The organism is Nostoc sp. (assembly GCF_036917935.1).
Classification (GTDB): Bacteria; Cyanobacteriota; Cyanobacteriia; order Cyanobacteriales; family Nostocaceae; genus Nostoc.
In genome coordinates this window covers 1-23,923 of sequence record NZ_JBALEL010000060.1, presented here as the reverse complement: position 1 = coordinate 23,923, position 23,923 = coordinate 1, and the positions used below count along the sequence as shown (strand labels likewise).

At 41.8% G+C, this 23,923-nt stretch carries 22 protein-coding genes and 1 pseudogene; 14 read left to right on the top strand and 9 right to left on the bottom strand.

Translation table 11 applies throughout. From position 1 onward, the window contains the following. Positions 1-146: 146 nt before the first annotated feature. The 3 genes from V7K62_RS25265 to sfnG all read right to left on the bottom strand — a co-directional run bounded on the left by V7K62_RS25265 (position 147) and on the right by sfnG (position 3,742). Positions 147-1,199 carry a hypothetical protein gene (locus V7K62_RS25265; RefSeq protein WP_334868924.1) on the bottom strand — a complete coding sequence of 351 codons (1,053 nt, stop codon included), beginning with the start codon at positions 1,197-1,199 and terminating at the stop codon, positions 147-149. Between the two features lie 93 nt (positions 1,200-1,292). Continuing rightward, the gene (locus tag V7K62_RS25260; protein WP_334868922.1) at positions 1,293-2,501 is read right to left on the bottom strand and encodes an SfnB family sulfur acquisition oxidoreductase; all 1,209 of its coding nucleotides are present in this window, start codon (positions 2,499-2,501) and stop codon (positions 1,293-1,295) included. Positions 2,502-2,644: 143 nt separating this feature from the next. Further along, the gene (sfnG, locus tag V7K62_RS25255; protein ID WP_334868920.1) at positions 2,645-3,742 is read right to left on the bottom strand and encodes a dimethylsulfone monooxygenase SfnG; all 1,098 of its coding nucleotides are present in this window, start codon (positions 3,740-3,742) and stop codon (positions 2,645-2,647) included. A gap of 41 nt (positions 3,743-3,783) precedes the next feature. Here sfnG and V7K62_RS25250 point away from each other — a divergent pair, with 41 nt between their 5' ends. From V7K62_RS25250 to V7K62_RS25240, 3 genes are all read left to right on the top strand, one after another. Beyond that, positions 3,784-3,912 carry a hypothetical protein gene (locus V7K62_RS25250; RefSeq protein ID WP_334868918.1) on the top strand — a complete coding sequence of 43 codons (129 nt, stop codon included), beginning with the start codon at positions 3,784-3,786 and terminating at the stop codon, positions 3,910-3,912. A 593-nt stretch (positions 3,913-4,505) separates the two neighbouring features. Then, positions 4,506-5,555 (top strand): LLM class flavin-dependent oxidoreductase, encoded by a 1,050-nt coding sequence (locus V7K62_RS25245; protein ID WP_334868916.1) that lies wholly within the window; start codon positions 4,506-4,508, stop codon positions 5,553-5,555. A 23-nt stretch (positions 5,556-5,578) separates the two neighbouring features. Further along, positions 5,579-7,597, top strand: coding sequence for a LysR family transcriptional regulator (locus V7K62_RS25240; protein WP_334868914.1), 2,019 nt, complete (start codon positions 5,579-5,581; stop codon positions 7,595-7,597). Positions 7,598-8,004: 407 nt separating this feature from the next. On the opposite strand, the gene V7K62_RS25235 is transcribed toward V7K62_RS25240, so the two are convergent. Then, a complete protein-coding gene (locus V7K62_RS25235; protein WP_334868913.1) occupies positions 8,005-8,721 on the bottom strand; it encodes a biliverdin-producing heme oxygenase in 717 nt (238 codons plus the stop codon). 573 nt (positions 8,722-9,294) lie between these two features. On the opposite strand from V7K62_RS25235, the gene glmM reads away from it, so the two are divergent. After that, the gene (glmM, locus tag V7K62_RS25230) at positions 9,295-10,767 is read left to right on the top strand and encodes a phosphoglucosamine mutase (RefSeq protein WP_334868911.1); all 1,473 of its coding nucleotides are present in this window, start codon (positions 9,295-9,297) and stop codon (positions 10,765-10,767) included. A gap of 315 nt (positions 10,768-11,082) precedes the next feature. Here the strand turns inward: glmM and V7K62_RS25225 are convergent. After that, positions 11,083-11,591 (bottom strand): annotated as a pseudogene (locus V7K62_RS25225) (ISAzo13-like element transposase-related protein); the annotation flags it as partial. Positions 11,592-11,875: 284 nt separating this feature from the next. On the opposite strand from V7K62_RS25225, the gene V7K62_RS25220 reads away from it, so the two are divergent. The 4 genes from V7K62_RS25220 (at position 11,876) to V7K62_RS25205 (ending at position 15,179) form a co-directional block, all read left to right on the top strand. Beyond that, positions 11,876-12,370: a hypothetical protein gene (locus tag V7K62_RS25220; protein ID WP_334868909.1), complete on the top strand. Its 495-nt coding sequence runs from the start codon at positions 11,876-11,878 to the stop codon at positions 12,368-12,370. A gap of 132 nt (positions 12,371-12,502) precedes the next feature. Next, positions 12,503-13,234, top strand: a complete 732-nt coding sequence (locus tag V7K62_RS25215; RefSeq protein WP_334868907.1) for a hypothetical protein — start codon at positions 12,503-12,505, stop codon at positions 13,232-13,234. Between the two features lie 17 nt (positions 13,235-13,251). Beyond that, positions 13,252-14,316: a hypothetical protein gene (locus tag V7K62_RS25210; RefSeq protein ID WP_334868905.1), complete on the top strand. Its 1,065-nt coding sequence runs from the start codon at positions 13,252-13,254 to the stop codon at positions 14,314-14,316. Between the two features lie 92 nt (positions 14,317-14,408). After that, a complete protein-coding gene (locus V7K62_RS25205; RefSeq protein ID WP_334868903.1) occupies positions 14,409-15,179 on the top strand; it encodes a hypothetical protein in 771 nt (256 codons plus the stop codon). Between the two features lie 241 nt (positions 15,180-15,420). On the opposite strand, the gene V7K62_RS25200 is transcribed toward V7K62_RS25205, so the two are convergent. Beyond that, positions 15,421-15,903 carry a hypothetical protein gene (locus V7K62_RS25200; protein WP_322670556.1) on the bottom strand — a complete coding sequence of 161 codons (483 nt, stop codon included), beginning with the start codon at positions 15,901-15,903 and terminating at the stop codon, positions 15,421-15,423. After that, on the bottom strand, positions 15,896-17,209 hold the full coding sequence (locus V7K62_RS25195) for an AAA family ATPase (protein ID WP_334868900.1): 1,314 nt from the start codon (positions 17,207-17,209) through the stop codon (positions 15,896-15,898). Before V7K62_RS25195 ends, V7K62_RS25200 begins: the two co-directional genes overlap by 8 nt. Positions 17,210-17,754: 545 nt before the next feature. On the opposite strand from V7K62_RS25195, the gene V7K62_RS25190 reads away from it, so the two are divergent. Further along, positions 17,755-18,513, top strand: coding sequence for a hypothetical protein (locus tag V7K62_RS25190; protein WP_334868898.1), 759 nt, complete (start codon positions 17,755-17,757; stop codon positions 18,511-18,513). Here the strand turns inward: V7K62_RS25190 and V7K62_RS25185 are convergent. Then, a complete protein-coding gene (locus V7K62_RS25185) occupies positions 18,412-19,164 on the bottom strand; it encodes a PAS domain-containing sensor histidine kinase (RefSeq protein ID WP_334868896.1) in 753 nt (250 codons plus the stop codon). The two genes, V7K62_RS25190 and V7K62_RS25185, sit on opposite strands and share 102 nt — an antisense overlap. Before the next feature lie 22 nt (positions 19,165-19,186). On the opposite strand from V7K62_RS25185, the gene V7K62_RS25180 reads away from it, so the two are divergent. The 4 genes from V7K62_RS25180 to holA all read left to right on the top strand — a co-directional run bounded on the left by V7K62_RS25180 (position 19,187) and on the right by holA (position 22,522). Further along, positions 19,187-19,369 carry a hypothetical protein gene (locus V7K62_RS25180; protein WP_334868894.1) on the top strand — a complete coding sequence of 61 codons (183 nt, stop codon included), beginning with the start codon at positions 19,187-19,189 and terminating at the stop codon, positions 19,367-19,369. Between the two features lie 205 nt (positions 19,370-19,574). Continuing rightward, the gene (locus V7K62_RS25175) at positions 19,575-19,817 is read left to right on the top strand and encodes an element excision factor XisI family protein (RefSeq protein WP_334868892.1); all 243 of its coding nucleotides are present in this window, start codon (positions 19,575-19,577) and stop codon (positions 19,815-19,817) included. Positions 19,818-20,054: 237 nt separating this feature from the next. Continuing rightward, on the top strand, positions 20,055-21,572 hold the full coding sequence (gene dnaX / locus V7K62_RS25170; RefSeq protein WP_334868890.1) for a DNA polymerase III subunit gamma/tau: 1,518 nt from the start codon (positions 20,055-20,057) through the stop codon (positions 21,570-21,572). Then, complete coding sequence (gene holA / locus V7K62_RS25165; RefSeq protein WP_334868888.1) at positions 21,569-22,522, top strand: DNA polymerase III subunit delta; 954 nt, start codon at positions 21,569-21,571, stop codon at positions 22,520-22,522. Before dnaX ends, holA begins: the two co-directional genes overlap by 4 nt. A 249-nt stretch (positions 22,523-22,771) precedes the next feature. Here holA and V7K62_RS25160 read toward each other — a convergent pair whose 3' ends face one another. Next, positions 22,772-23,050 carry a hypothetical protein gene (locus V7K62_RS25160; protein WP_334868886.1) on the bottom strand — a complete coding sequence of 93 codons (279 nt, stop codon included), beginning with the start codon at positions 23,048-23,050 and terminating at the stop codon, positions 22,772-22,774. 203 nt (positions 23,051-23,253) lie between these two features. Here V7K62_RS25160 and V7K62_RS25155 point away from each other — a divergent pair, with 203 nt between their 5' ends. After that, positions 23,254-23,847: a DEAD/DEAH box helicase gene (locus V7K62_RS25155; protein ID WP_334869359.1), complete on the top strand. Its 594-nt coding sequence runs from the start codon at positions 23,254-23,256 to the stop codon at positions 23,845-23,847. Positions 23,848-23,923: the final 76 nt, after the last annotated feature.

Below are 23,923 nucleotides of genomic sequence, written 5' to 3'. Positions count from 1 at the left end.
CAACCTACATTTTTTTTGCAACATTAAAGCCATGACAGTCCATTACAAGACTACCGAGATTTTTTCAGAAATCAAATATGATTCCTATAGCTAATGCATAATTCGTAATTGAATTCTTAACTACGAATTACGAATTACGAATTATCTTAACGCCCTCCACGATTCAAGCTCAGGGGTTGTTGTTCCTCAACTAGTGGTGGCACATCCTGCCAAAGGCTAATTCCATCGTATAATCCTGGAGCCATTAAGAATACTTGAACCCAAAGGATATTAAACCACCAGTAAAGTCCTTGGATAATATTTTCCTGACCTACGAGGGATACTGTTACCAGATACAACAAGACTGAAATTATTAAACTAGCAACAGATGCAACTATACCTTTTGTGGGCTGTGACAACTCTCTGAAAGGCCACATATTGAATTGCCAAACAAATCCTAAACCAACAGTTGTCCAAATAGCTGCAAAGGTTGGCCCTGTCGTTGTTGTAAACAAATCCATTCCTAACTGCTTGAGGAATAATTCTGTAATCAGAGTGAGTAACAAAATAATACCTGTATGCAGTAACCCCAAACGCGGCATTCCTAGTTCTAGTTTGCTTAAAGGCCAACGTTCAAAGAAACTGCCGAACACTGTCGAACAAGGATACCAATACCAAGGAATGTAAAAGGGTTGAAGTCCCCACATTTGTGGCAAAAAGGTAAGTGCAGGGGCAATAAAGAAGACGGCAAAAAAGATATTGATCAAGCCGCTCACTGGATGCCAGTTACGTACTTCCTCCGTGACGACAATCGTGTTATCAAAAAAGAACAAACTGGCGGCGGCGGCAATGATTGCTGTCTGTCCCCACAAGCCAACGGGTGTATCAGTGAGTATTGCCTTTGCAGAGATAAATTTCCAAGCTTCTCCAGTAATATAAACTAGCGCAAACAGCACTACTAAATTCACTGTTCCTCGTCCAAATCGGGTAGAAGAAAAGCGAGATCCTGGATAGCCGTTGAGGGAAAAACCTAGATGCCACCACCAGACGAAGCATATAGTGATGTAAGTCAATTTTGTTCCCACATTTAGCTGAATAATTTGACCAAAGATGAGTTCAAAAATATAGCTAATGACAGCAATTATAGCAATGAAAATTAGTCCCTTAAATGGCTGACTTTTCCAAATGCTCCGCCTCTGGGTTGGGTTTGCAATGCTCATAGTATCAACTTAAATAATGTTGAATCGATCGGGGGCAAAGCATTCAGGTAAATCTTCCCTGTCAATGCCTTACCCCAATAGAGAATGCAGCAATTACAACCAAGGATGGCGCGGGGGATAAACACCATTGAGGAAGTAGTTACCAACAGCGTAGTACTTCCAACGTACAGGATCGTGGAGTGTGTGAGCGCGGGCATTTCGCCAGTGGCGATTGTAGTTGAATTCCTCCAATGTGGACTTAGTTCCTGCTAGTTCAAACAATTTGTTGGTAGCTAGTAATGCTGCTTCGGTGGCTAAGGCTTTGGCTTCAGCAACTGCAATTGATGCTTCAACTACCTTGAGTTCTTCTAAACCTGACTCGTTAGCGATGTCAAGAAATTCGCCTGCACGACGCAGCAATGCTTCAGAAGCGTGAACCTGAATTTGGACATTGCCTAAGTTATAGAGCGTCAGGGGGTCTTCGTAGCCTTTTTCTAAATTACTGTCAACCCAAGGACGGGTATATTTACGGACAAAGTGGATGGTGTCACGGACTGCGGCTTTAGCAATTCCCACGTCTACGGCGGCTTGGATGATTTGCGCGATCGCACCCATTGGAGTAGCCCTCTCAAAGGCTAAGTAGTGCGGAATCACGTGTTCTGCCTTAACTTTCACATTTTCAATAATGGTAGTGCCGCTAGCAGTGGTACGCTGTCCAAAGCTCGTCCAGTCATCGAGTAGAGTTAATCCTGGGGCATCTCTTTCGACAAATGCCACCACTGTTTTACCATCTGGATTACTGGCAATGACGGGAACCCAATGTGCCAGTAGTGCCCCAGCAGAGTAATATTTGCGTCCGTTGAGTACGAAGTCAGATCCATCTGGTTCTAACTTTGTCTGGACATCGTTGACAGACTTAGTGCCAATTTCCGAGAAGGCGTTACCGAAGCGCTTGCCTTGTAGAGCCAAATCAAAGAAGAACTTCTTCTGCTCATCTGTACCATCCAACCGAACTGCTTCCACCATGTAGAGGTGGTTTTGAGGAATTTGACCGAGGCTAGAGTCAGCTTCGGAGATGATTTTAATTACTTCTGCCAGGGTGGCACTCGATACAAAAGCCCCGCCATACTCTTTAGGAACTGTAATCCCCCATAATCCACTCTGGGAGAACTTTTGCACTTCTTCAGCAGGCAAACGCCGCTCTTGATCGCGCTCTGAGTCTCCCTTAGCAAACTCAGCTGCTAGTTCGTGAGCGATCGCGATCGCTTCTCGATCATCTTGAATAATATGCGCCTTCTGTTCGGTATTAATTACTGATGTCATAGTAAAACTCCTTGATTGTGATTGAGTGACTGATAATCGCCACTACTATGAAACAATGCAAAATATTTGTCTTTGAACTGGGGAGTGGAGACTGGGGATGTTATCTACAACAGCTTCCATCCACAAAGTATGTTGCTGTCAATCTACACCCCAACCAACTCATCAGCTGTCCGACGATGGGCTTCAAGTTCGCGCACAAGCGGAATTACTGTCTTACCAAATGCAGGTAAATCATCTGTGTAGTGTAAGAAGCCGCCGAGAATTAGATCAACTCCTATTTCATGGAACTGGCGAATCTTTTCAGCTACTTGTTCAGCCGTACCAATCAAGCCTGATCGGAAGCCATCGTTATACTGCACCAAGTCTTCAAAATTAGAATTCGCCCACATTCCCTCACGTTCACGAGTAGAAGATCCCGCCTGTTTCACCGCTTCGCCAAATCCTTTCACTGCCTCTACATCAGCTTGGGCAATAATATCGCGCAATACTTCATGGGCTTCTGCTTCCGTATCTCGCACAATGATAAAGGAATTCAGACCAAACTTAATTTTGCGTCCTTCAAGACTCGCTAATTCAGACACTTCTTCAATCTGCGATCGCACCCCTTCTATGGTGTTACCATTCATAAAATACCAATCAGAGACGCGGCCAGCCATCCGCCGTGCTGCCTTGGAGTTACCACCTTGAAATATCTCCGGGTGTGGATTCTGATTAATTGGTTTAGGCTTCACCCAACCGCCATTGATGCGATAAAAGTCGCCCTTAAAGTGAAACTCCTCCTCAGTCCACAAACCTTTGAGAACGCGGATAAATTCCTCGGAACGACGATAGCGTTCGTCATGGTCTAACCAATGTTCACCATATATAGTGAATTCATCTTTGAACCAGCCGCTAACTACATTCAGAGCAAACCGACCGTTAGAGAGAAAATCAATACTGGCACCGATTTTGGCAACTACTCCCGGATGCCACAATCCAGGGTGAACTGCTGCAATCAACTTCAATTTCTTGGTGACTGGAGCCAGGGCTGACACAGTTGTTAATGCCTCTAGCTGGTACTCAGCGCCATAGCTGGCGATAAATCTGGCTTGTGCTAGAGCATATTCAAATCCAACTTCTTCAGCCGTCTGAGCTAGTTGAGCATTATATTCGTAAGTCCAATCTGTGCGTTGGGGAATTTTACTAACAACTAACCCACCGCTAACGTTGGGAATCCAGTATGCGAACTTAATATCTACCATAATTGTACGTTTGTAATTGAAACTGCTTGGTTATTTGTCTAATGGCACTAAGAAAAGATATAGCCCTTGCCCTGACTGGTTCCCAGCCTCCAGGCTGGGAACCGATTCTGGGAGGCTCCGCCTCCAGTATGACGGGAGGCAGAGCCTATGAGAATACATTCCCAGCCTAGAGGCTGGGAACGAGGCGACACATGCCTTTAGGCTTTACAAGCGTGCCATTCGTTATTTGTCTAAGTTTGCAAGTGAAGCAACAAAGCCTAATTTGTTATCACTAACAAATCAGCTAAAACTTGATCGGGCAAGATTTTAGTCAAAATCGAAAGCTTGAGAGTGGTTGCAAACTACTTTGAGTTTACAAGCAGACAATTCTCTGATGGCAATAATATACCATAACTCGACTGTGCTACCGTAGTTTTTAATGAATCAGACTTTATCACAACAATTTTTCTGATGTCGTGACTCGATATACTTAAATTCCATTTCCATATTCCATTTTGGAATACTGCCCAGTTTTCCTGAGTATTTAATTATTTTTTATACTTGCTGGCTATTATCCTGATTCAGTCAGAGCAATCAGGAATCAGGACTCGACAAAGTATCGATACTATTCCAGATCGTGATAAATAAATGCTTCTCATCTGTTATCTGCAACTATACACAGCAGAAATAAATGTGGTAGTGTGAACTACTAAATTACGGTAAAAATATGTAGCTACCGTAGTTTGCTTAATAGCTCGTAAAAAAAAGCACAGGAAAAACATTTATGCCACTTCAGTTTGGAATTTGGTCGCCGGTCTGTGGTGGATGGTTGCGGGTTGTCAACCATGAAGCTAATTTATCCACAGAAGATTTGGTAAAGCTGGCAGTTCAGGCAGACGAGTTAGGTTATGACTTCTATTACATTCCTGAACATTACTTAAATGCAGTTCATGGGCCTAACTATAATGTCGCTGAGGCTTGGATTACAGCAGCTTTAGCAAGTTTGAACACCAAGAATATCAAGATTGTTGCGGCTGTACAACCTGGTTTTAAACTGCCTGCGGTAATTGCCAATTTGAGTGCAAACATTCAAAATCAGCTTAGTAACGGCAGATTTGCTCTCAGTGGTATTGCAGGTTGGTGGAAATTAGAAGTAGAAAGCTATGGAGATATCTGGCTACCTCACAGCGATCGCTACGCACGATTAGAAGAATACATTGATGTAATCAAGGGGCTGTGGACAGTTGAAGGCTTTAATTATCTTGGCAAATACTACACTATTAAAGGTGGTATTCTCGCAGATCAGCCGACACCAACACCACCCATTTTCATCGCTGGGGAATCAGACAGGGCGATTAACCTAGCGGCTCGTCAGGGAGATTATCTATTCATCAATGCTGATGAACCAGAAAAAACGGCAGCATTGGTGCAGAAAGTGAAAAGATTGGCTAGCGATCGCTACGGGCGTCAGATTAAAGTAGCAATGAGTGCCTTTGCGATCGTTGGTGAAAATACAGCCCAAGCCGAAGCCAGATTAGAAGCGATTTATCGTTCTGCGGATCAGCAGCAAATCAAATACTTTCAAGAGCAAATCGATCCGAATGTAGTTGCCCACAACAAACTAGATATTAGTCAAACCATTGAAGCCAATCTCGGTTTATCTGCTCAACTGGTTGGCGATCGCTATACTGTTATCAACCGCCTGAAAGAATACGAAGCCGTTGGCGTTGACTTAATAGTACTGAAATTTGAATCTATGTTGGAAGATACTATTCGCTTCCACAAACTAGTTATTTCCGAATATAGACAGCAAAGTAGCTTAATTGCCTTGTAATTAAAAATCTTGCCTTACCTAGCATGAATAAGATTAAACTCGAAGATATTACCCTAAATCACCTCAAAATCTTAAAAGCAGTCGATGACTGTGGTAGCTTCTCTAAAGCAGCAGAAAAACTAGGTTACAGTCAGGCACTAATTAGTAAAAAAGTCAAACAAATAGAGGATTGTTTCGGAGTAATTCTCCTAAATCGCTCACCTGGCTCTATATGCTTGACTAATAAAGGCAGAAAATTGATTTCCCAGACACTTAATCTCGTAGAAACTGTAGAAAATCTGCAAGAAGAATTTCAGGCAACTTTTAGCGCTGAGGGCGAAGATTTGATATTGGGGGCTACTAATTTAATTTTAGAAGTCTGGCTCAAACAATATTTGCAGCGATTTCAGCTTTGCTTTCCAGGTAGAAATCTTAAAGAGATTGCGGTTAAAAATAGCAGATTTTTTTCCAACTTTCAACTCATAGAAATGGATCTTCTGCTTAACAGTTGCGCTGGATATAAAGAAGAACACCACTGCACTAGATTAAAAACTCATAAAATGCTGTTGGTTTCCTTTGGGGCAAGTAAATATCTCAATGAGCATAGCCTAGTGAAAATAAATGATATTGATCTGGCTGATGTTGTGCTTTTAGACGAGGTTTATCAGGAACTATCTAAAAATGAGTTTTTGATGAACAAATTAAGTGGTGTACAAGTGCTACACAGTTATCAAGATGTACTAAAGTACGCTGATAAAAATCAAAAGCTAACGATTTTACCTGACTTTTGTCAAGCTGATATAATATCTCAATACCAAGTCCTAACTTTTCCGATTCAAGATGTTAATGAATATGGAATTTATCTTCATGTTCCTCGCTTTAGTGAATTGTTAATATCCGCAGAGGGTTTGGTGAGAAGTTTTAGACTAGATCCAGATAAGTTAGAAAGTTTGCCCAACGTCAATCTATTTTTAGGTAGCTGTTATTCCCAAGAAGAAAATATTCTGAGGATAGGTATTCAGAGAGATTCTATAGGACAGTTTATTGCTGGATATGGAACTAAGTATATTTCTGATTTACAGAGAGCATCATCACTTGAACAGGCTATTTTCAAAAATATTGAAATTAATCGAGATTTCGAGTTACAAATTCTGCCCTTTGCTTCTGGAGAACAAATGAACCGACAGATGAAGCGGGGAGAACTAGATATTTGTATTTTAGATGATATTTCTCTCTTGAATAATGGTAGCCAATTTTTTGATGATTTAAGTTTTGGTTCTAAATTAATTGGGATTGCTTCGTATAATCTTTTGGGTCAAGATATAAATATTGTTTTGCATAAAGATTCTTCTATAAACACTATCCAGGATCTAAAAGGTAAACGAATTTCTACCTTATTTGGTTCCAATGCCCATAGGTTCATCATTACTCTTTTTGACCTCTATGATCTGGATGTCAGTAAAGATTGCAGATTAGTGAATGAAGATCCTCGTAGAGCAAGTAAGAGTTTGGCAAATAAAACTATAGATGCTTACGTATGTTGTCACACTTTTGCCTCAATTTTAGAAGCTTATGCTTTTGTGAGAAAGCTGCCTCTATCTCAAACAATTAGTTTAAGAATTCCATCAATCAGAGGAATTGTTTGTCGCTCGCAGTTCATTAAAGAAAATCCTAAAATTGTAGTTGCTTATTTACATGATTTAGTGGTTGCTAACTATTGGTTTAATTCATCTCCAATCAAGGCAGCAGATTTATTAACTCAAGTGATTGATGTGAGAACAACTCAAGTAAATCAGTTTTTTAATCCTGTATTTGGGAATCGCATCGATCCGACTCTCAAACCTCAATGGTCTTGGTTACTGAAAACTTTAAATCGCAGATTGGAAGGAAAATATGGTATTTCACTATTTGATGTAGATTTCTGGATAGATGATTATTTTTTAAGACTTGTCTATAATTTGCTGAATCTAGATTATCACTTTCATCAAGTTTCTTTTGCAAGTGAATTTTCTAGCAGCTATTTTGTTGAGGAACAGTTTAGCCGACACATAAAAGTTCTGTAAGAGGTTGTTTGAAAAGTGGTCGGCTGTGATATTAGGCACTTATCGATCCCCCCTAGCCCCCCTTAAAAAGGGGGGAAACGCTAGCCCCCCTTAAAAAGGGGGGAAACGGAATCAAAGTCCCCCAATTTATCGGGGGATTTAGGGGGATCTAAGAGTATTTGATACATCACTAAGGACTTTTCAAACATCCTCTAAGGATTCAGGTCTGAGGTAGTTGACTCCTTCAATCATAATTGAGGGGCAATCTCCCCATGCTTGCTTTCACAAATAAAAAGCAGTCACAGGGCTATTGCCCCTAAATATTTTGAGCGTTGATCGCTCTTTCGCCAGAAACACCTATGAATTATCCTTCATCAGGCTATCTGAACTTATGACTCCACACACCATACTCCGCAATCTCAACATGATTACTCAGCAGTAACGAGTTCAGTACTACCACGTGTACGACGCCGTGTGAGACTATTATACAGCATCACACCGATCGCCTTAATTAAATTGCCTTCTAATTCCTGGAACAGCTTCATGTTCGTGCCAAAAGCGGCGTTAGCTTCATCAACGATGCGATCGGTTGCCGCCTCGTCAAGGGGTAATTCATCCAAAATTTGCCGATATTTGGCTTTGAATGCCTTCTCATCAGTAATTTCTGGAAACTCATAAAAGGCTGTTCCTTGTCCATCAGACAAATTCATCGCTGTTACAGCAATATTTTTGAGAATTTGTCCCCCGGATAAGTCACCTATGTAACGAGTGTATGAATGGGCGATTAACAATTCTGGTTCTGTAGCAGAGATTTCTCGGATGCGCTGTACATAAGCTTCACCCGCCGGAGATAGTTTGATTTGCTCTCTCCAGTTTGCACCAAAGTAATAACTCAGGTCTTGCTCTAGGGTATGCTTGCGATTTAACTGAGGAAAGTTAATTTTAGAAACTATTGGATGCTGGCGGTGCTTTTCCATTTCCTCTTCCATCGCTGAGTAGACGAAGTAGAAGTTAGCAACTAGTTTCCGGTAAGAGTTTTTTTCCACTACTCCTTTTAAAAAGCACTTGACAAAACCTACATTTTCTGCCATCGTGTGGGCTTTCTTAGTGCCTACACGTAATTTGGTTGCTAAATTGCTGCTCATGCTAAATTTCTCAACTTTAAAAAGTTAACTGCCGGAGTTTTAATTTCCGAACGGCTAAAAAAGCCATTAAAACGTTACCTTAAAACTATTTGATGAGAATTTATATTAAAATTTTTTAAGCTGCGATGATTTTGTCGTTTTTTACACACCAACAAGCCGAAGAGAACAGAACTTTAGATTTCAGTATTTTGATTTTTTGTTGTTATTAGCTGAATCTTGCTTTCATTTTCAGTATTGCTGAAAAGTTTTTGTGATGAAATCAGAGTAATATTTATTACATACTTCTTGGTTGATAGCATTGCAAAGTGTGAACTAACACAGATAAAAATTAAAACTAAAGTTGCGGGCATAAAAGGAATAATTAGCTAAGATGTGGAGACTTTACTGATAACGTAAAAACCAATACTGACTTTATCAAAGATTTACAAGCAAAGAGCCATAAATTAAGTATTATTACTTAAATATGGTTTGATCTAGAATGAATTTCTAAAGAGAAAAAGCATGTCAAAATTGCTGAATAAAGTCTTAAGTGCTATTTATTTTTCAGTGTGATTGTGTGGAGTGTTTAAAAATATGGTTTCATCTATAACTCGGACATCGGGCATTTCTGGGGGTTCTACTTCCGAAGTTGAGGGATTGGGCAAAGGGATTGAGAGCAGTTTTGGACTGAATTTAATCTCACTACCAGCAAATCCCTTATTTGGCACAGATGGAATTCGCGGACGAGTGGGAGAATTACTGAGTGCGCCCCTAGCATTGCAAGTTGGTTTTTGGACGGGGATTGTTTTACGTAACCATGCTACTCAAGTAGGGCCAGTCATCCTCGGACAGGACTCTAGAAATTCCAGTGATATGCTGGCAATGGCTTTGAGTGCAGGGTTAACAGCAGCGGGGTTAGAGGTTTGGTATTTAGGATTATGTCCCACTCCTGGCGTTGCCTATCTCACCAGCGTCACTGATGCCATCGGCGGAGTGATGATTTCTGCCAGCCACAATCCCCCTGAAGACAATGGGATTAAGATTTTTAGTGCTAATGGTGGGAAGTTACCGCAAATATTGCAGGCAGAAATAGAAGCGGGACTGCGTGGCAAAATATCACCTATTGCCAGAGTCAGTAATTGCGGACGGCATTACTCACGTTTGGAGTTAGTGGAGGATTATAGCTCGGCGTTGAAAAAACCCTTGAACATTGCCCTAAATCTTCAGGGAATGAAGATTGTTTTAGACTTGGCGTGGGGCGCAGCAGTCGGGTTAGCACCATCAGTATTTACAGAAATGGGGGCGGAGGTAATCTGCTTGCATAACGAGGCAGATGGCGATCGCATTAATGTTAACTGCGGTTCCACGCACCTAGATATTCTGGCAGCAACGGTACAAGAACACAACGCCGACATCGGCTTTGGCTTCGATGGTGACGCCGATCGCGTCTTAGCAGTAGACAATACTGGCAGACAAGTTAACGGCGATTACATTCTCTACCTGTGGGGACGCCACTTACAACAAAACCAACAATTGCCAGACAACTTGATTGTATCTACAGTCATGGCCAACTTAGGCTTTGAGAAAGCTTGGCAGCAAATTGGTGGTAACTTAATTCGTACCGCAGTTGGCGACCAATACGTGCAAGCCGAAATGCAGCGCACTGGGGCAATGTTAGGTGGCGAACAATCAGGTCATATTCTTTGCCGTCACTATGCCGTGACTGGAGATGGCTTGTTAACAGCATTACACATAGCATCTTTGGTAAAAGAGGCGGGTGTTTCCTTGAGCGAATTAGTAGATCAAAGCTTCCAAACCTATCCGCAATTGTTGCGGAACGTGCGAGTTGTCGATCGCGATCGCCGTTTAGGATGGCAATCTTGCCAACCTGTACAACAAGCGATCGCTCTTGCTGAAGCTGCAATGGGCGATTCTGGCAGAATTTTGGTTCGCGCCTCTGGCACAGAACCAGTCATCAGAGTAATGGTAGAAGCAGCCAATGCCGAACTCGCCAACTACTGGACAAATGAATTAGTTTCGCAAGTCCAGCAGTATCTGATGGACTAAATTAGCTAATATCTCAGCTTTAAGTGCGATTCGTTCAGTCATCCTTGAGTAGAAATACTCAAGGATGACTGGCTTCTGTGAGATAACCCATAGGGTAGAGTTCGCACTTTAACTATTTCAGCCGATGCTTAAATCCTGAAACGACCAAACTACGTTAAACACTTGAGAATTTTCTCAACTATTTTCGACATTCTAAAAAACCTACCCTTGAAAGGGGGCCAGGACGGACGCTAACTACATTAGCTAAAAGACATCCAGACAAAGCAGCTGCACAAACGGTGTTAATTTCAGTCCGTCATCCCCAAGAGGAACAAATTGCTCAAATATTGCATCAGTTTGTGGGATTTTTTTTGAGGTTGAACTTTCTTGACCCTTCTGAGCTTGTAACCTAAATTATTTAATTTGACTCGAATTGTTTCTGATGTATGTAACTTTTAATCGCTGTAACCATACTTTTCGATTAATTGCTTTCTGACTTCGGCTGCACTGAGTCTAGTATATAGTCTTTGACTTTTAAAACTCGGATCGGTTTGACTATAGAAGTCAACTAAATTTTTTATATCTTCTAAAAGATTTGGCAGGTGTTCTTCTGCTTTATAACGTCCTTTACCACTCATGTTATCAACACAAGTAATACCGCTTTTTAATTCTCTTGTCCCTTTCCTAATTGTGTCTCGATTCCATCCTAATTCTGATGATGCAAGCCTTTGTCCTCCTAAACCTAAGCCCTGAACTGTCTGTGCCATAAATTTACGCTTGGCTGAACCTTTTAATTGAAATGCAGTTTCAATCAACAACTTTTTAAGAGAATCAGTTAATACTATAGACATCGGTTGCCACACTCAAAAATCCAATCATTATTCAAATTACTACAAAAGTGGGTGGTGAAGGGGCTGCCCCTTCACCACCCACTTAAAATGATTATCATTATTGTTCATGGCATAATTTATTTTTTGGAAGTCCCCAAGGAAAAGTCGGTACAGAGTTAGTTGAATGCTGGAACTCAAAGCAAACCCAGGCACAGGCAATTGTTACCAAAGCTGAAGAGCAAGCTAAATCTCCACTCCAACCACTACGAGATTTTGGTAGTTTTCTCTGGAATAGAACTTTGCCTGGTCAAATCGGTACTGCTGTTCAGTTTGCCAACGATCCAGGTAGTGTGTTTCGAGATACTGCCATCCCCATTATTCGCTTTATCCTCTATGCCCTGCAATGGGGCTTTGTAAATATTTTGGAAGCTGCTCTACTCCTGACAGCATTATTTGCACCGATCGCAGTTGGTTTATCTTTACTGCCATTACAAGGTCGTCCTATTTGGGCATGGCTGACAGGGTTTATTTCCTTGTTTGGTGTTCAACTTGGCTACAACATTTTAGTAGGTTTAGCAGCCGTCGTGCTGGTGAAATCGGGTGCTGAATTAGCATCTGATGTCGCATTTTTATGTTTCCTGAGCATCTTTGCACCAGTATTGGCGGTATTGATAGCTGGAGGTGGGGGAATGGCGATTTATAACGGCATTTCTGCCAATGTCAAAGGCTTAATCGATATTTTTAGCAGTGCCATTGTAACTGCAACCAGTATTGCTCTACTCCGCAGGGGGTAATACCAATTTTGGATTTTGCGGAAAGTCTGTAGCAAGATCCCGCAGGGTGCGCCGACTTCCAAGACGGATTAAAAACCTTTAAAACAAGGCTGTTCCAGGATTATCAAACAATAATACTTATGCCAATTTGGTATGACTCTGCAAATTAAACGACTTCAAGCTCCACTGCTTCCAGAAGCCAAAAACCTCCTGGCTGTTTGTTTTCTCTGCCTAACTGCATTTAACTGTCTGATATTTTTGTTGACTCTATTCACCGCTTTCAGAGTCAATAAAATCGCCGATCGCAAGACGACCTTTGCCCAGTTGGTAAATGGTGAGACAATCTACATTTCCGAGCAAGACCGCAATTGGCGTTATCCAGCTGTAATTCAAAAGCTAGTTAGTGATTGGACAACCCTAACATTTAACTGGGATGACAAACTCACTGGCACTAATCAACCAGACCAAGGCATTCAAGTTGGTAGAAATGGGCACATTCCCACAAATGCTTGGTTTGCTTCCCTGCTGCTAGAACCGGAATTTGCCAAAGCTTCTCTACCAAAGATTGCCGAATTAGTTCCTACTACCGTCTTTTCAGGTCAGCTTCGCAGCACCACTATTATTTCCTATCTGTCAGAACCGAGAGCAGTACGACCTGGGGAATGGGAAATAGACATGATTCCTACCCGTATCTTAGTTGACCGTACTACTGGTAGAGATGAGCGTATTTCTTTTAACCGCACATTTACCGTCCAAGGAGTGGAGATTCCCCGATCTCCTTTAGGTAAAGAAGCCCCCCTGGTAGAACAGAAAATTTATGAAGTGCGATCGTCTGGACTGCAAATTACCAAGATGGTTGAGTTCAATTCTCAGCAACGACGCTAAAGGAAAAAGGTAGAATTATGACCAATTCAAATCAAAACCATGAATTTGACTACCTAAACGAAAATTCTCCTGATTATTCGCCGGAATTCAACAGTACTAACGGCAATCATCGCTCTACCCAAGCCACTTTGGTCGCTGATGATGACATCAGCCCTGAAGAGGAGCAGTTGTTGGCAGGTTATAACCCTACTGCAAATCACCTCATTTCCGAAGAATATCGCTTGAAACAGGATGCAGAAGGAGCGGTAGAGCGACCGTTAGCAGAAAAACCTAGTGTACGACTAGGTTCGGTAGTTGGCTTAGTCGGAATCGTGATTGGCTCTGTAGCACTTATCTGGTTTGGATTTCTCCAACCTAAACCTCCTGTCAAACAAATAGTCCAAAATCCTACTACATCTCCAAAAGATGAACCAGTTTTGGATGAATCTGCCGAACTTAAAAGCAGATTAGCATTTCAAGACCAACGGCAACAACTCAAAGTGGAACCTGTTGCAGCTAAATCCCCAAGTCCAACCTTACAAAATAAACCCAAACCAAGACCATCTCAACCTCAAGAGACTTTTTCCCCGCGCACAACTCCTGCATCACGCATAACACCAATAACTCCTGTAAGAATTTCTCAACCTGCGCCCCCAGTAGTGCGGTATATTTCTCCCAATCCTCTAAGTTATCAAGCTTCACCACCAATACGACAGCCTGAAAGTAATGTCGATCCTTTCCAGCAGTGGAATCAACTAGCTAGCCTGGGACAGTCGCAAATTGGTAACTCTAAAGTAGCTGAAACTCAGTCAGAAGTTGCAGTTAACACTCAAACTCCAACAGCCTCGAAACCAACAGCTAGGGCATCCATTTCCACTCCCGAAGACCCTGGTATTCAAACAGTTTTAATTGGCTCTAAAAGCACTGAGAGTAAAACTGATAACTTGACTCCAGGAATGGTAGGTATCCTCAATCGCACCCCTGTACCTACAAATGTAGGGGAAACTAAAGAGGTAGCACTAGGTACATCTGCCCAAGGTAGAATTATCATGCCGATGATTTGGGATTTGGAATCAATTCATGTACAGCATCCTGGCTATTGAATAGATACAAACTGAACATTCTACAACTTAATATTTGAGATTACTGGAACAGCCTATAAGTCAAAAATTCTAGTCCAAAATTAAAAATTGGTATGAAACTATTTGCCACTCTTGTTATTACTAGTACCACAATACTGTTTGGGGTGACTATACCTGTTATATATGCACAAGCACAAACTCCTGCATATCGCTTAATTGAACGGGATATGGCTACAAGCAATAGAATTCAGGTTCAAGTTACTCCAGGACGTGCTACGCCCATTAGCTTCACTCAAACCGACGAAGCGATCGCCTACATTTTGGTAGCAGATCCTTCACGACTGGTCTACACCACAGATACAGATTTAAAAAGCGGACGCGCTACAACCATCTTTCTGAGGGCAATCCAACCGTTAAAGTTTCCAGGGGCTACCACTACTCCCATTACTAACTTACTTGTCCAAACTGTAGACCAAGCGGGACAAAAGCGACTCTATAACTTCGATATTGTCCAAGTGCGTAGAAACACTGGGTATGTTGGTATTCAGATTGCAAATGCGATTGCCTCCGGCACTGCGCTAAGACGCGGGGCGGCTTCTGAAAGTAGCGCGATCGCTGGACAGCAGACACTGTTAATAGATAAAAATCGCAGAGCGAGAGTAGATGATATTGAAACCGGGCTGAGAATTGCTATTAATCGGGGTTACACCAACAAAAGCGATCCAGTTGTTCCTAAAGTGCAGCAAGTTTTATCTCTGTTGCGAAATAGCAGAGTCACAATCCCAGAAGCAGCTACATCTGTTGGTGTTCCAGTTGAGGTTATTTCTGAATTAGGAAGAATCGCCTTAAATGACCGCCTACTCAGACTAGGACAGCAACGTTAGACGTTATGCACTGGTTAAAATACATTTCTTTTTTCTAAATTCAGATAATTCAAAATTTGAAAATAGAAAAATTAATTAATGCAAGAATTTTGAAGCAGGAAGATAACGACGGTCAAAAAGCGAACTGAGTGATAAGTCAGTAAGCATTGCTTAATGCGATTATTTGAGAATTTGTTGAGAACACAGGGTTCTTAATGACAATATGCGTTCGCCCTAATCTGGATGCTGATGCTAAGTATTGTCATTTTCCCCTTTGGTGATAATTCTGTAAATCACTGTCTAGTGACCAGATAAACACTTCACTCATTTGAAAGAGATTACAGGACTTATGAAATTCCTGAATGATGCTGAAATCACCGAAGCTGGTTCCTTCTTGCTTATTAGGAGCTTTGTTTTTGCCAGCCAGATCGGGGAAGTTGTCAATCCACTCCAATATCTCTGCCGTGTTTGGGAATGTAGTAGGTCTCCAGGGAGCTACGCCTGTGAATGCCTCTTTAACTTCTTTAACAAAACGTAAGGCGGTTTTCCTTCGCATTGTGCCATCGCCGTTCTGGGCAATGTGGTTGCCTGTTTCAAGTATCGTCGCCATAGGCAACAAAAAAGTACAGCCAGATTGAGCATAGGTCTGAAAATCTTCGAGAACTGATGCTCTATGCTGATTATAGTTGGGAACGTTCAGTATTTCGAGGAATATGCTGGTATCTATTAGGCAGATACTACTCATTGCTGTACTCCTGCAAACGAGACAGCCATTCCATAGCTTGCTGTTTTCTATCTTCAGGTGTGTGCGGCGACTTGACGAACCGATCCACTACCCCAGCAGTTACCAGTTGACCGAGCGGCCCCTGAGATATCAGACTTGGGAAATCGTACATATCCCCAAGCCGTACAAGGCGGCTATCTCCTGACTCTGGATCTCGGAAACAAAACACTACATCACCGAGAGCCGCATCAGGTAAGGCATCCATTAGGGCTGGGTTGTGGGTAGAAAGCAGCACCCGTAACTTCCGCCGCTCGGCAATATCCCGGATACTGGTGAGTAAATGCTTGGCGCGGTTGGGATGAACACCGTTGTCAATTTCCTCGATAACCACTAGACTACCAACGGTAGCCGATAGCATAGCAGCAGCTATAGCCAATACCCGCAAAGTGCCATCGGATAATAATGCCGCCTCACAATAGCGACGGTTCTTGCCAAAGGTTTCCGCTAGCCGCACCATGACTTCATCCCGTGGGCCGAAAAGAAAATCTAGCCCATCTATAGCCTGTTCTGGTAGACTTTGGATAAAGTTCAGAATTGCCTGTTGATTGTCGGGGTTGTTTTCCCACAAGCGAAATAAAACACTAGAAAGATTTGTACCATCTTCAAGTAATCGCTTATCGGATTTGAAGCTGTATTCGCGCATTCTGGCGGGGACGGGATCTAGAAATAAGATATTCTTTAAGACTCGTTGATATTCGCGGACAGTCTCAGGAATAGTCTTTTGAGATTTGGGGTATTTTGCATCAAACCGAGCAGGGCTATCTAATTGCACGAATATAGCCATTTGATCGCTGCACGTTACTCGTGGTTTGTTTTTTCCCCTTGTAAAGTTGTTATATGCGACACCAACATCTGTCCCTGCTCCTTGAGAGGGTTGATCTAGGTCATATAGTGGAAGTTGACTTGTCGAGCCAATGATCCGCTCACTACTAATGTGCAGTTCTCCGTCACGCACATTGAGGGTTATATCGAGTTTATTCCACTGTGTTGAGTCCAAATAGCAACCAATGGTAAAATTTGACTCTCCTCTATGGCACAAATCATTTACTCGACCGCGTACAACGCGCTCTGCACTATTTACTGCATATTGAATGCTGGAGAGTTTTTGTCCTTGCGCCAGCCATGACAGAAAGCGCAGACCTTCCAGGGCATTACTTTTACCTGCGGCGTTTGCACCTATTAGTACTGTCAGCGACCCAAGGGGCAATCGGCTTGTACTGTAGCTTTTGAAGCTGGCGAGGGTAAATTCTGTCAGCATGGCACTCATGTTACAATTATCATCTCAAGGCTCGATGGTGGAGGGAGGCGAAGAGGGCATCGACTTCTGACAGTGAGGCGTGGTGACTCATCTCTAAAGCCCGTTACTGTGAGTCGGTTATTATTGTGCAGGTTCCGAGTTGGGGACAAATAATCTCTATTGCCTTACTCTTGAAAAAAACAATTCTGTGTTCGTTATCTTCAGAGTCTCCTAAAGTGACTCGTTTACGGATGCTCATGTTTTTCATATCAGAGACGGTATTCTCAAAGAAATCCGATTGATGCCCACAGTCGCAACGAAAGGATGATGGATACAGTTCTATTGCCATCTTACACACCATGACTTTCCCCGCCAAATACTACCATGCTAGTCAGGCGATATTTGACGGGAATAGTAAGGTAATCAGTGGGGTATTCTTGCTTGAATATTATTGCTACGTATGTCTGTGAGAGTGCTAAATTGATTTTGTCTGTGAGTAATGGCGATATTTTTTTGAATTAATGAGAGTAATCTTTACGCAATCCTCCAATGAAGGTGTTTTCAGAGGATGGATTTTGCTCCGCATAGAAGCCAATGATATTTGCACCCAAATTTGGACATCATCTACATTCGATCCTTACAAAGAACTGTATATCTGGCTGGGGCAAATTCGAGACTCCCAACTACCCGCCAAAATGATAATAGATGAGGAAGGTCATGGAGTAGAGCTTATAGCTGAGTATTTGAGCGATCTACTTGTGCAATTCCGTATTGAGCCGTGGATGTGTAGTAATGATACTATAATACGTCTCAATATTACTACTGAGCGTTGTGAATTGATCAAGGCTTTTCATGATGGAGTCATCAAATTTCTTAAGGATGAGTATCAACCATTACAATGGTCGTCTATTGATGATCTAAGCAATACAAATTGGGAATCTCTGCTCAAGCCATCTAATATATCTGGTGAAAATTGGCGAACACGTTTAGCAATGTATAGGGGAGGACGTGGCAGGGTTCCCGAAACCGGACGTGAAACCGTATGGAACCAACTCACCCTAGAACAACAATGGCTGATAATACTACATGATGTATTGCTATGGACTACAAATTTAACAGCTAACGGTCAAATCACAGAAGCCTACGCACTGGTCAGCTTATACAAAAATCTACCAATCGATCTTGCTTTAGCTGAATTTGATGCAAGTTGGTATGAGAAGCGAAGAATTGAGTTAAACAAAAAATATGGACTGCGTGAAAACTTTATAGAAAGACGAACACCTAAGAATTTCCGTTACACTTTCATTCTTGGAACTAAACTTGATTGCATTTGAAAGCAAATTCCAAACCACCTGTTGTAAACGAATGGCATCACCTAAAACGTTAGACACAGTAGCATCAAGATGTAACTGAATTTGAATGCCCTTTGTTTCGGCTGACAATCGAATAGTATCTGCTGCTGACCGAATTACACTTGCTAGGTCAACAAGTTCGATTTCCAACTTCATCTCGCCCTTCTGCATCCTAGCCAGATCCAACAAATCGTCAATTAAACGAACTTGTAGACGGGCATTCCGCTCAATCGTTTCCAGTCCCTCAATTTTCAGTGCTTCATCCATCTCAGATTCACTTAGCAATAGTTGCGCCCAGCCGTGGAGATTATGCATGGGAGTACGTAACTCATGAGACAAGACAGCGAGGAATTCATCCTTTACTCGATTTATTTCTGCCAGTTCTTCAGTCTTTTGTCTCAGTTCTTCCTCTACACGCTTTTGTTCAGTGATATCAATGCCGATTAAAAATGCGGCTTTGTTCTGGTCATATTTTTGAGCCACAATTAAATAGCTACGATCTGCGCTTATGGATTTCAATTCATATAGTGCTTCAGATTCATCTCCAGCAAAGAACTCTTGCACGAACTCACGAAACCCATTACCATTAGCTAAAAAACCAATATCCTGACCAACAAAAGCTTCGGGAGACAAATTAAAACTATCAGCTAAGTGCTTGTTGACAGATGTCTTTGGGGATCGTTACAACAACTATGATACTTGGAGATTAAAGGTAGAAACAGATGAGGGGATTGTGCGTCAAATCTACGTTTTGCATGAAGATGAACAAAAACAATTTGACCAAGAAACCAAACGCTTACTCAAAAGTGCCAAGCGTAATCCCTTTCTAGTTTTATAGGTAAAAAAAATAAAATTAATCTAACTTATCCTTTGCAGGGGAGATCATCGCTGAACTATTTGTTGGAAACTGATTCTGTGCTGGCTGATAACACTACAGAAGAATCTGCTAAGGGATTTCCAAGGAATAAATTATCCTAAAAAACGAACCACTCCAGACGCAGAGAACACAGAGAAGCGATACCTACGGTAAGCTACGCTAACGCTTGGCTTTTGATGAAAAAAGAGATCAATATCTTTGGTTTAGGTTTGGCTGGGATGATAAAAAGCAGATACAGCATATTCTCATCTATCTCTGCATTAAAAACGGCAAAGTTTGGGTGGAAGAAGATGCAACTAATTTATGCGTTGTTGATGATTTGCTATCAGCCGGAATACCCCAAGCCGATATTGTTTTGGGTTTACATCATCGCAGTAAACGAGGTTTAACAAAATTCGCTACTGCTTAAGGAGGCAGGCAAAAAAGAGAAATTTAGCGTTTTATGATCCAAGGATATGAATTCTAAAATGGCTATAGATCGGTTGTAAATTCCATAAACTTCTCCACCTGTTTCAACGTTTAAATAATTAGGCGTACTCAACTTCTGGTATCGGTAAATCTTACTGGGAACAGTTGAGCAAATCAGCCTACTTTTGAGTCAAAATTACACCCCCTTAACAGGGGTAAGGGCGACGAATTAAGGTTAATGAATCCTATGTCTACAGTCGCCCTACATCAAAAATATCGACCCCAAATTTTAGTAGAGTTAGTTGGACAGCCCTACATCAAAACTGCTCTGACTAATGCTGTCAAATACCTGCAAATTGCACCAGCTTATTTGTTTACAGGTTCTAGAGGTACAGGTAAAACTTCAACTGCTCGGATATTTGCTAAATCCCTCAATTGCCTCAACACTAAAAAACCAACTGACCAACCTTGTGGTATTTGCCAATCCTGCCGTTCAATTGAAACCAGCAATAGCCTAGATGTCAGTGAAATTGATGCTGCTTCTAATAATGGTGTAGATGATGCCCGTGCTTTAATTGAACGCTGTACTTTAGCACCTGTTGCAGGACGTTACCGAATTTTTATTCTCGATGAGTGCCATTGTCTAACCGGTAACGCCTTCAATGCTTTACTTAAGTGTATCGAAGAACCGCCACCTCATGTTGTTTTCATTCTCTGCACAACAGAACTGCACAAGGTGTTACCTACCATTGTCAGCCGTTGCCAAGTGTTTAATTTCCGCACTTTGTCTGTTCAGACTATTGTGCAGCATCTCCGTATTATAGCAGATGCAGAATCTATCTCTATTGATGATGAGGCACTAACAGCGATGCCTGCGGCGGGCTACGCCAACGCACGACTCAGCGATGGTGGATTGCGGGATGCACTGCAATTACTGGGTCAGGTGAGTCTTTTAGATGAAGATATCACTGCCAATCATGTCATGGAAATTGCTGGTGGTGTTACAGAAACAGAATTAATGTCAATTTTACAGGCAATATCCACCAACAACACCTTTAACTTGCTGCAAGTAGCAAGACTTCTAGTGGACTCTGGTAAAACACCCAAATTGATTCTCTCCAACTTACTGCAAACATACCGAGATTTACTGATCGTCAAGTCTGCATCCAAAGAGCAATCCCTGCTAACTGGTTGTGTTAGCTATGCTCAACTCAAGGCTTTAGCAAATCACTGGAATTTCGAGACACTTAATTTGTCTCTAGCAGAGTTACAAAAAGCAGAAAACTATCTGCGCTACACAGTAAATGCTGCTGTGTGGCTAGAAGTTTGCTTACTGAATCTGATGACTAATTTATTGCCTGTCAGTGCAACCAAGACGCTAACTGTTAAACCTGTGCATGACGGCAAGTTGCTACCAACAGTTGGAGTATACACCACAAACAAGGTGACAGCTAAACCTGTAGATAACAAATTGTTACAAACAGTTGCAGATCAGACTACTAACCTGGCTCAAATTTGGCAGCAGGTGATGGATACAGCTAAACCTAGTAATCAAAAGCTGTTGGCTCATGCAAATCTCGTTAAATTGCAAGGTGACAAGGCAATTTTAGAGGTTACACCAGCTTACCTGAATAAGTTTGAAAGTAGTAAAGAGGCGATCGCTAAAATGCTGCAACGAGCTACCCAAAGTCAACAACCAATGACTGTATTAATTAAAACTGCCAACAAGAGCAGTAACGGGAGGGTAAAAGGATGATTGTCTTGCTGACAGGTGAAGACCAATACGCCATCCAGGAACAGCTCAACCAATACAAAGCAGAGATTGATGCTCAATGGCTCACACTTTGCTATCACCGATTTCCAGCCGATCATCTTGACCGAGCCATCAGCGTAGCTCGCACTCGTTCCCTAACTGGTGGTAAAAAACTGGTGATTGTGGAAAATTGCCACCTCAAGCAGTGGGGTGATACTGAGTTGTCAACCTTGCAGCAGCTTGTTCAAGTGCCTGAATTCACAATTCTGGTGTTTGTCGCCACCAATGTAGATAAGCGCCTAAAGATTTACAAACATATTGTCAAGTATGCCAAGTTGTTTGAGTTTCCATTGATACCACCTTGGCGTACTGATTTAATTGAAAAGGCGATCGCAACTCAGGCTAAAAAAATCAAGCTGGTGCTGTCAAAGGATGCAGTGGAATATCTAGCAGAAGCAATTGGTAACGATATGACCCGTGCAGCCTCTGAGTTACGCAAACTGTATATCTATGGTAATAGCAGAAAACTAGAGTTTGCAGAAGTAAAAGAGTTAGTGCCATGTCAGACTCAGAATAGCCTACAACTGGCATCTGCTATTCGTCAAGGAGAAAGCAATCAAGTTTTGCACCTGCTGAATGATTTACTGTCACGCTCGGAACCATTAATGGTGATTGTTGCTACTCTCCTAACGCAGTTTAGAACTTGGCTGTGGGTTAAATCTGCAATTGTTTCTGGAGTTAAGAAAGATAGTGAATTAGCTCAACTGTGCAGTATCAGCAATCCTAATCGCATTTACTATTTGCGTCAGGAGGTAGCAAATACAAGCATTAATGCTTTAGCTAAGGCAGTAACTATGATGCTGGATTTGGAGATGTCTATTAAGAGGGGTACTGAGGGTAAAGATTTACTACCAACAATTCTTAGTGTTAGCAGATTGTTAAAGCCAACTTAATCAGCATAAAAATGACTGCTAATTTTGGATTTTGGATTGTATATTTGATTGCGTCCTAAAATCCAAAATTAGTTATTTAAGTAAGTCGGGGTCAATATTTATCGTTGAGAAAAGGCAGTAGGCATTGAATGATTTATTTATAAAATATAGTAAACCGCCAATTACCTACAATTACCTAAATACTTGATATCAAAATTGATGAAGTTATCTGTATTTTGTCACGCCAGATATTGTAACTGCAATCTCTAGTTAGCATCTGACAACTCTTGCATCGAGAACAGGTTGAGCTACGCCTTCTTGGTGTTGGGGATCTGGTATGACCTCTAAACAGTCATCAATTTTTATCTGCGGCCAATTTTTGTCAGCAGACCTTAATTTATCACGACGTATATAGTACTGCCGATTATCCTTATCCTTAGCGAACAGAAACGGTTTGTGCTGACTCCTGTTATCGAAAGTAGGTCGATAGTAAACACTCACATGAACCCAACCTTCCTCTGGGCTAATGTCTATTTCACTTTCATCCACTTTCGATGTTTCTATCAAGTCTTTCCACCGGGCAGAAGTTAAAGGATTGTAGCCATTTTCAATTTGTGATCAGAAATCTCCCGTTGTCTCCCTATTAAACCAGTAAGAGCATGATCAAACTCCTGTGGTAAGTTATTGGGAAGAGACCAAATAGGTTCGTTGATCCACTCATCCGGTGGTGAAACCAGTCTTCCGGCCTCTGCATCAATGAAGAACACCGAGCATTAGCATTTTATGGACTTCGAGCATTAGCACTAGACCAGTTCCACAAAATCTCTGAACTACTCTCTACCATACCAACACAATCCAGACCTATACTGGCAATGATCACTGGAGATGTCAAATCAGAAAAACGAGAACAAATCCTCAAGAGCGAACCGCATATATTGGGTGTCACACCAGAATTAATCCACTTTCAACTCAAGCAAGCCTGGAAATCCGCGCATTGGGCAAACTTTTATCAGCGATTGGGCTATGTGCTGATTGATGAAGCTCATACCCTTTCAGATAGCTATGGCGCAAATATGGCATGGTTGATTCGTCGCATTAAACTAGCAGTAGATCATTACGGCGGCGACTCCAAGAAACTACAATTTATCTTCCTGAGTGCCACTTGTGGTAATCCTAAACAACTGGCTTTGAAAATCTCAGGCTTGAAACCAACTAAACTCAACCCCAAACCCCTGATTTGGATTCGCAAAAGTGGAGCAGCTTCACCATCTAGACAAGTAATTGTCACTCAGCCCAGTTACAATCTGACTGGTGATACCGCTCGAATCAGAAACGTTGAATCCTGATACAAAACTTTACATACACAGTTACACTAACTCTCTTAAGCCTAAAATAGTCAACATGACATCATCTCCTCAAACC